Annotated in this window: 7 protein-coding genes; 4 read left to right on the top strand and 3 right to left on the bottom strand. The window is 37.1% G+C overall.

Annotation, left to right across the window (positions count from 1 at the left end; all coding sequences use genetic code 11):
- Positions 1–50: 50 nt before the first annotated feature.
- Positions 51–1,517, bottom strand: coding sequence for a wax ester/triacylglycerol synthase family O-acyltransferase (locus GGG_RS0114170; RefSeq protein WP_010116014.1), 1,467 nt, complete (start codon positions 1,515–1,517; stop codon positions 51–53).
- A gap of 187 nt (positions 1,518–1,704) precedes the next feature.
- Positions 1,705–2,436: a phosphoadenylyl-sulfate reductase gene (locus GGG_RS0114175; RefSeq protein ID WP_010116016.1), complete on the bottom strand. Its 732-nt coding sequence runs from the start codon at positions 2,434–2,436 to the stop codon at positions 1,705–1,707.
- 403 nt (positions 2,437–2,839) lie between these two features.
- Between GGG_RS0114175 and thrH the strand changes: the two genes are divergently transcribed.
- Complete coding sequence (gene thrH, locus GGG_RS0114180) at positions 2,840–3,457, top strand: bifunctional phosphoserine phosphatase/homoserine phosphotransferase ThrH (RefSeq protein ID WP_010116018.1); 618 nt, start codon at positions 2,840–2,842, stop codon at positions 3,455–3,457.
- A 144-nt stretch (positions 3,458–3,601) separates the two neighbouring features.
- Here thrH and GGG_RS0114185 read toward each other — a convergent pair whose 3' ends face one another.
- Positions 3,602–4,216 (bottom strand): arylesterase, encoded by a 615-nt coding sequence (locus GGG_RS0114185; RefSeq protein ID WP_050809043.1) that lies wholly within the window; start codon positions 4,214–4,216, stop codon positions 3,602–3,604.
- A 47-nt stretch (positions 4,217–4,263) separates the two neighbouring features.
- On the opposite strand from GGG_RS0114185, the gene GGG_RS0114190 reads away from it, so the two are divergent.
- The 3 genes from GGG_RS0114190 to GGG_RS0114200 all read left to right on the top strand — a co-directional run.
- A complete protein-coding gene (locus tag GGG_RS0114190) occupies positions 4,264–5,013 on the top strand; it encodes an ABC transporter ATP-binding protein (protein ID WP_010116021.1) in 750 nt (249 codons plus the stop codon).
- A complete protein-coding gene (locus GGG_RS0114195; protein WP_010116023.1) occupies positions 5,013–7,637 on the top strand; it encodes an ABC transporter permease in 2,625 nt (874 codons plus the stop codon). Before GGG_RS0114190 ends, GGG_RS0114195 begins: the two co-directional genes overlap by 1 nt.
- Positions 7,638–7,765: 128 nt before the next feature.
- Positions 7,766–8,221: hypothetical protein (locus GGG_RS0114200; protein WP_010116025.1), on the top strand; the 456-nt coding region annotated here is incomplete at its 3' end.

Consider the following 8,221-nt stretch of genomic DNA (forward strand, 5'->3'; position numbering starts at 1 on the left):
TCCTCCTTTGAAAGGAAGATTAGGCATGCTCAAATCAAGGCATTAAGTCTTTAAGCAGGTTTTTGTATGTCAGTTGAGTCTACAATCACAGGTTTTGAGCGTGTAGCTGTTTTTGCAGGCTCAGCATCTGTTGTTTTTTCGACAACATTACTGATTTCAGGATTCTTTTCAGCAATCAGTTGTTCAAATTTCTGAATTTCATTTTCCAAATGCGTCAGTAAGTTCTGCAATTTTGGTAATGATTTACGGCAACCTGTTAGGCCAACTTCCAATTTATCTAAATAACTGGTCATGGTGATATTCAGCGCTTGTCCATCAAGAACAATCGAAGCTGGGTAGAGTGCATCTAGCTTTGCACCATTCCAATACAGAGGTTCACGAGGACCTGGAACATTAGAAATAATCACATTGAAAGCTTGGCGTTTAGGCATCATTCCAGAAGCAATATTTAAACCAGCCAAACCATAAACAAAAGCACTGTAATTCAAAATCTGATCTGAATTCATGCGTTTAAAACGAGTTTTTGAATTCTGCACACTACGACGAATGATTTCTAAACGTTCTTCAGGGTGCGCTTTATGCGTGCCTAGATTCGCAAGAATCATGGTGATACGGTTACTCATATCTGAGTCGTCATCACGCAATGACGCAGGAACCATCGCAATCAGTGGTTTTTTCGGTAAAGCATCTTGAGTAATTAAGTAATCACGTAATGCACCTGAGCAGACAGCTAAGACGACATCATTAATGGTGACGCCCAAAGCCTTAGAAATATTTCTAAAACGATCGAGCTCAAAAGATTGTGCTGCAAAACGACGTGAAGAACTTACACGTTGATTAAATAAGCTACTTGGTGCTTGGAAACTCGATACATAATCAGGATTTTTCCCCATTTCTTTAAAAACGGTTTGGAAAAGCTCTTGCGTTACTTTAGGTGCAGCTTCAATTTGACCTTTCAATGTATTGAGTATTTTCTTCACTTTACCGAGTTTAGGTTCTTTAAAGCGCTGAGAACGTTTACCTTCAACGCACCAAGGTGGAATAATGGTTTTGGCATTTGGATCTTTTGAGAATGATTTTTCAACCAAACGCATACCTGCCACGCCATCAATCATGGCGTGGTGGATTTTAAAGTACATGGCAAAACGATTGCCTTCAATGCCTTCAATGATATGACAAGTCCAAAGCGGTTTTGCACGGTCAATCAAGGCACTATGTTCTTGTGAAATATAAACCAATAATTCACGGATACGTCCCGGATGGGGAAGTGCAATATGACGGAAATGATGGTCTATATCGAAATCTTCATCTTCATCCCAAAAAAAACCATTCAAAAGGTTATTAAAGGGCGGAACAGGAATACATTTTGAATTACGAATATCTGCAACTAAATCTTGAATAAAAGTAGAAGGAGCGTGTTCTGGGATCTCAAATAAGAATAATCCACCAACATGCATCGGTTGTTGCCGTTTCTCTAAATTAAGAAAAATAAAATCGATTGGGTGTAATGGGCGCATAATTTTAGATTGCCTCACTGCAATTTATACAACAACTCGTGTCTGAGCGTTGTGTTGTTAGAATTATAAAACTTAACTTGAAGTATAAAACGATTTCGTTGCTAAAATCCAAGCATTTCGATGAATGATAGGTCTAGAAAAAAGTCACCAAATGTAGTGACTTTTTTCTGGAAATAGACAGTTAACTTTATTTTAAATTGCCAGCGTGCAAGCCACATTCCTTATGTGTTGCTTCTTCCCACCACCAGCGACCTTCACGTTCATGTTGATTGGGTAATACAGCGCGGGTACAAGGTTCACATCCGATTGAAATAAAGCCTTTTTCATGTAAAGGATTGTAAGGAATTTCCATCATGCGGATGTAGTTCCAAACATCTGCACTAGACCAATTTGCTAGCGGATTATATTTGATGAGTTGTTTACCTTCCCCAGAAAACCCCGGATCAGCCTGAATAACTGGAATTTCAGTACGTGTACCTGGACTTTGATCTTTACGTTGTCCTGTAATCCAACCATCCAAAGTCGCTAGTTTTTTGCGTAAAGGCTGTACTTTGCGGATTCCACAACATTCTTTGTGATCATCTTGATAAAAACTAAATAGACCTTTTTCATTGACCAGTTGTTGTACGGCTGCTGCTTCAGGAAAACAGATTTCAATTTGAATGCCGTAATGTTTACGTACAGTTTCCAAAAATTGATATGTTTCAGGGTGTAAACGTCCTGTATCTAAGCTAAATACACGAAATGGTTTACCAAGATTATGTGCCATATCAATCAAAACAACATCTTCAGCACCTGAAAAAGAAATAGCAATTTCACCTTGTTGTGAGAGTGCGAGTTCTAATATTTCAGATGGAGATTTTTCGGCGTATTCAGCAGCAAGTGCATCAACAAGATCAATGGTTGGAATAGTGGTCATATCTGCTCCTGGCAGTTAGCTTGAAGCTATGTTTTATGTAGACTTTATCCGAGTAAATTTAACATTATCCAATGCAGATAAAATAAAAAATGACTTGGTCTCAGAAAACAATCTTTTGAAATTCATTTTATTTTAAAGTAAATGAAATAAACTGCTTAGCAGATTAATTAGAATACTTATGAAGAAAATAGATTTATGTGACTCAAACTTATTTGATCTTAAACCAAAAACTCCTTGCTACATATTCTGTCTATTCAGTAGATTGCATTAAAATTTATTCTGAATAGGCGTTATCTTGGTAAATCAGCAATGAAAAATGAATTGGCGCAGAAACTTTCCGTCATCTTTAAAACTTTAATGCTATGATAGCGCCAAAATTTTAAACTGACATTTGGGAGAACCCATGGAAATCGTATGTCTTGATCTTGAGGGTGTATTGGTACCAGAAATCTGGATCAATTTTGCTAAAAAAACAGGTATCAAAGAATTAGAAGCAACAACACGTGATATTCCAGACTACGATGTGTTGATGACTCAACGTTTGAATATTCTTAAACAACATGGTTTGGGTTTAAATGATATTCAAGCTGTGATTGCAGACATGGGGCCATTTCCAGGTGCGAAAGAGTTTGTTGAATGGGTTCGCACACATTTTCAATTGATTATTCTTTCTGACACATTCTATGAGTTTGCTCATCCGTTGATGAAGCAATTGGGTTGGCCAACGATTTTCTGTCACAAGTTGGAAACAGATGAAAATGGTATGATCACAGCGTATAAATTACGCCAACCTGATCAAAAGCGTGAAGCAGTAAAAGCATTACATGGTTTAAATTATCGTGTGATCGCAGCAGGGGATTCTTATAACGATACAACCATGTTGGGTGAAGCAGATCAAGGTTTCTTATTCGATGCACCTGAAAATGTAATTCGTGAATTCCCGCAATTTCCACCAATTCATGGTTATGAAGCTTTGAAAGAAGCGATTCGTAATGCTTCTGTGCGCGATATTCCTGCATAATTTGTAGAATAGTAAATGTAAAAAAGACGCTTCATGCGTCTTTTTTATTGCGTTGTATAAAGTTCCTTCTCTTTTACCATATATAGCTCAGGGAGAAGCTTAGGATGAGGGCGGTTTATAAGCCAAAGTAATTTTGTAGAGCTTCTACAATGCCCCTCGAATTAACGGATAAGCATTGTCCAATAAAAGCTTTTGCGCTGATGCATTGGGGTGAATCAAATCTTTTTGCATTAAGTTTTTATTCCCTGCAATACCATTCATAAAGAAGGGATGCATTTTGACTTTATATTGCTGGCTTAAAACTTGGTAATTATTCTCAAACGCTTTGCTATACGCTGTTCCGTAGTTTGGCGGTATTTTCATTCCCAATAAAACCACTTTTGCTTTAGTTTTTTGGCTTTGTTGAATCAGTTGTGCTAGGTTTTTCTGAATCATTTGAGGTGGTTGACCACGTAAACCGTCATTCCCGCCCAACTCAATCACCACAACATCAGGTTTATACGTTTGTAATAATTTCGGTAATCGTGCTAAAGCACCACTTGTGGTTTCACCACTGGCACTGGCATTTACAACCTTATGTAGTTTAGGAAATTGTTGATCTAAGCGATGCTGTAATAATGCGACCCAACCTTGTTGTGGGTTTAGACCATAACCTGCACTCAAGCTGTCACCTAAAATCATAACGGTTTTTGCAAAACTACTAACGGGTAACAGACAGATCATGCTAAAAATTAAACAATGAATAAAATTTTTGATCATTTTCAAATTTAACCATTTTTTGATTTGCATAATAGGGTACTTGTAAGATGTCTAAGGTTCAGGGTGATTTAACTTCTTCCATCATGCCACAGGTGATCATTGCTGCACAGCAACTGACACAAAAGATAGAATTACCGCATCAAACACTTACAATTTTTGAAAATTTAAATCTCAATATTTATACAGGCGAGCAAGTCGCGATTACAGGACGTTCAGGTTCTGGAAAATCGACTTTGTTGGGTATTCTCGCCACATTGGATCAAGCCAGTTCGGGGCAACTTACAGTTTGTGCTGAATCGATTGAGCAGCTCAATGAAGAACAACGTGCTTTAGTTCGACTGAAGTATATTGGTTTTGTTTTTCAATCATTTCAATTGCTTCCACATTTATCTGCGCTTGAAAATGTAATGTTGCCACTGCGGATACAAAAAGATTTTAACTATAGTGAAGCTGAACAGAAGTCTTTAAAGTTATTGGCAAAAGTAGGATTAGAGCGTCAAAGCCATCAAACGCCGAAAGTACTGTCAGGTGGTGAGCAGCAACGTGTTGCAATCGCTAGAGCACTTATTTCTGACCCTAAAATCATTTTTGCAGATGAACCTACAGGTAATCTTGATGAGCATACAGCGCATGAAATAGAACAATTACTTTTTGATTTAAATCGAGAATTAGGTACAACGCTAGTTTTGGTGACACATGATCTACAACTGGCTGCCCAGTGCCAACGTCATTATGAGTTGAAAGATGGCATATTGATTGAACATTCACAATTCACTCAGACAGGTGAGGTTGTGTAATGTTTACTTTATTTAAGCCATTATTCAGGCAAAGTTTTGCAACTTCAGGTATTTATTTACTGATTATTGCTTTAAGTTTGGCGATTAGTGCAACAACAGCACTCAAGTTTAGTAATGATCAAGTGCAACAAGCTGTAACTTTGCAAGCTGCCAAAATGCAAGCGGCTGATTTAGTCTTGAGTGATAATTATCCCATTGAGCAACAATGGTTAAAACAAGCTGATCAGCTCAAACTTAAGCAATCTCAAGTCATCATGTTTGGTTCTATGGCTTCAACCCATGATCAATTTGTCATGGTAAATGTGAAAGCGATTGATCAAGCTTTTCCATTGCGAGGCGAATTAAAAGTTTTACCTAATCAAAAATTACCAAGTGGTGGGATTTGGTTAAGTAAACGTGCGCAAGAATTGTTAAAACTCAAAGTAGGTGATGCTGTTCAAATTGCTGATGGTCAGTTTAAAGTGGCAGGCATTATTGCGCATGATTCTAACCAAGAACTTGGTTTTTCAGCATTTTCGCCTACGGTGATAATTTCTCAGGCTGATGTTGCAAAAACCAATGCTGTTCAAATTGGGAGTCGTATTGAATATCGGTTATTGATGGCGGGTGATTCACAAGCCGTGGCTGAATATCAGCGTGTATTTAAAGCCTTTAAACAACAGGAAAAAACGAATCATACAAAAGATTCTGTAAAACGACCTGAAAAGAATCCAGCGGTACAACAAAATGGTCATCAATTAAGTGATCAATCAGGTGATCACTCAGGTGATCACTCAGGCAATCAGCAAAGCAATAGTGCTCAAACGGATCAATCCACTCAAGCCATGCAAAATGTAGAATCAGACTTGGAGGATCAAACCAGTTTAAGACTACGCAATGCCAATGATGGAAATTCTCGTTTATTAAAACCGATTGAAAATTTAGATATTTTCTTACAATTGGCAAATATACTGACCATTTTACTCTGTGGGTTAGCGATTGCATTAACCAGTCAACGTTATGTACAGCAAAACCAAGATCATATTGCTTTGATGCGTTGTATGGGCGCAACCAAACAGCAAATTTTCCAAACCTATTTGGGATTGCTGGTTGTCGTCATTCTCATCGCCATTGTGATTGGCAGTATTTTAGGGCTGGTTTTAGGTTATTCCTTACTTCAATTGATGTTGCAGATGATTCCAAACCTTGAATTAAGTTTTTCTGCATTTGAAATGTTGCTTGGCCCATTACCGATTGCTATTTTCACCAGTGCTATTGTTTTGATTGGTTTTATTTTCCCAAGTTTATGGCAATTGCTCAGCACACCACCAATTCGAGTGATTCGTCAGCAAGAAAAATCAGCACGTTCAATATTGTGGATGATGTCTGCAGGATTAGTTAGTTTGATTATTTTTAGTTTGGTTTTAACTGAAAATGTCATCCTGACCACATTGGTTATGGGTTCAGTCATTGTATTAACAGGCTTGTTATATTCAATGGTGTGGTTGATTTTAAAAACTTTAAAATCAATGAGAAATCAGCTTTCTGCTTATGTGCGAACGCCTTCACAAACAGCATTACAAATCACAGCCTTAGCTTTGGGTTTAAGCTTAATTACAGTCTTGGCAGTATTACGAACCGATTTATTAGAGCGTTGGCAACAACAACTGCCTGAAGGAACACCAAATCAATTCATTTATGGACTACCACCTTTCGAACTGGATGCATTTAAACAACAACTTGAACAGCAACATTGGAAGAGTTCGCCGTTATATCCCAATGTGAGAGGGCGATTATTGGAGAAAAATGGTCAAGCTTTTTCAGCAGAGTTGATTAAACAAAGCAACTCATTGCGACGTGAACTAAATTTGACACAAACTGATCAATATCCACCTGACAATGTAATTGTTGCAGGAGATGCCAAATTAACTAAAGTTGGGCAGGTTTCTATCGAAGCTAAATTAGCTGAAGAATTAGGGATTAAAATTGGTGATCATTTAACATTTAGCTTACCTGAAGGCCGCTTACAGGCGCAGGTGGTAAATTTGAGAACGGTAGAGTGGCAAAGTTTTAGTCCTAACTTTTTCTTTATTTTTGCGCCGAATACTTTAGATGAAAATGCAGGCAGTTATTTGGGCAGTTTTTATGTCCCACCTGCTGAAAAAGTCAAAATGGTCAGCTTGATTCAGCAATTTTCCAATACTGTATTTATTGATGTGTCTTTGATCTTTGATGAGATTAAGCGTTTAGTCACCGTACTGGTACAAATTATCACGGTGCTTGCAGTATTGGTGAGTCTTTCAGGCTTTTTAGTGCTGATTGCTTGTATTAATTTGTTGATGGATGAACGTAAACGAGAAGTCGCTTTGATGCGTTCTTTTGGCAGTTCTAAACGTCAGTTAAAGAATATGATGAGTCTTGAAATCGGTTTTATTGGTTTATTGGCAGGAATCGTTTCATGTTTCTTTGCCGAAGTGATTAGTGCGATTGCGAGTTATCGCATGGACATGGTTGTACAGTTGCATTGGGAAATTTGGATCATTTTACCTGTGTTGATGGCGTTATTGTGTGCATTGATTGGTCGTTACCGTCTGAGTTATTTGTCGGAAATTCCGCCTTTACAAAGTTTGCGGGAGTTGAATTGATGTTGAAATTTGGTAGATTCATAAATTAATCATTTCAATATGGCTGTATTAAATTGTAAAAAATACTGAAACGATATTTATGTGGCCCAGGATAAAGTCAAAAATTTAAAGCTTATAGGAATACAGTTATGCAGTGGATTCTGTTAGAGTTTTTCCCAGAATTCTTATTATTCTTCGCTAAGTTTAAGAATAAATTTACAAGTACAAAAAGCTTACTCCTTTACCCTATATTATTTATTTTTCTTATATTTTTTTACTTGAATGCATTGGGAGTGATCTATTATTTGGTAGCGTTGTTTATCTTTGTAGCACTGGTATTTTTTGTGAATGAAAAGGATTATGGTGATTTAAATCATCTTCCGCACTTTGTGAAAATAGATGGTGGAATGGATGTTTGTTATTTCAAGACTAAACTTAAATTTATTGATTTACATGGTAAAGTGATTCACATTGAATTACCGCAGAGCCATTTGCCAATAGAAATTATTTTTAGTGAAACTGCACCAGTGAAATTTAAATTTAATCACCAAGTGATCAAAGGAATATCTTTAGATCATGTAAGTATAATAATGAAAAGAATAATA

This window comes from Acinetobacter sp. P8-3-8 (assembly GCF_000214135.1).
GTDB lineage: Bacteria > Pseudomonadota > Gammaproteobacteria > Pseudomonadales > Moraxellaceae > Acinetobacter.

What these genes read in the sequence shown, in the direction of transcription:
- GGG_RS0114170 (WP_010116014.1), bottom strand. Translation starts at nt 1,517, where the DNA reads ATGCGCCCATTACACCCAATCGATTTTATTTTTCTTAATTTAGAGAAA.
- GGG_RS0114175 (WP_010116016.1), bottom strand. Translation starts at nt 2,436, where the DNA reads ATGACCACTATTCCAACCATTGATCTTGTTGATGCACTTGCTGCTGAA.
- thrH (WP_010116018.1), top strand. Translation starts at nt 2,840, where the DNA reads ATGGAAATCGTATGTCTTGATCTTGAGGGTGTATTGGTACCAGAAATC.
- GGG_RS0114185 (WP_050809043.1), bottom strand. Translation starts at nt 4,216, where the DNA reads ATGATCAAAAATTTTATTCATTGTTTAATTTTTAGCATGATCTGTCTG.
- GGG_RS0114190 (WP_010116021.1), top strand. Translation starts at nt 4,264, where the DNA reads ATGTCTAAGGTTCAGGGTGATTTAACTTCTTCCATCATGCCACAGGTG.
- GGG_RS0114195 (WP_010116023.1), top strand. Translation starts at nt 5,013, where the DNA reads ATGTTTACTTTATTTAAGCCATTATTCAGGCAAAGTTTTGCAACTTCA.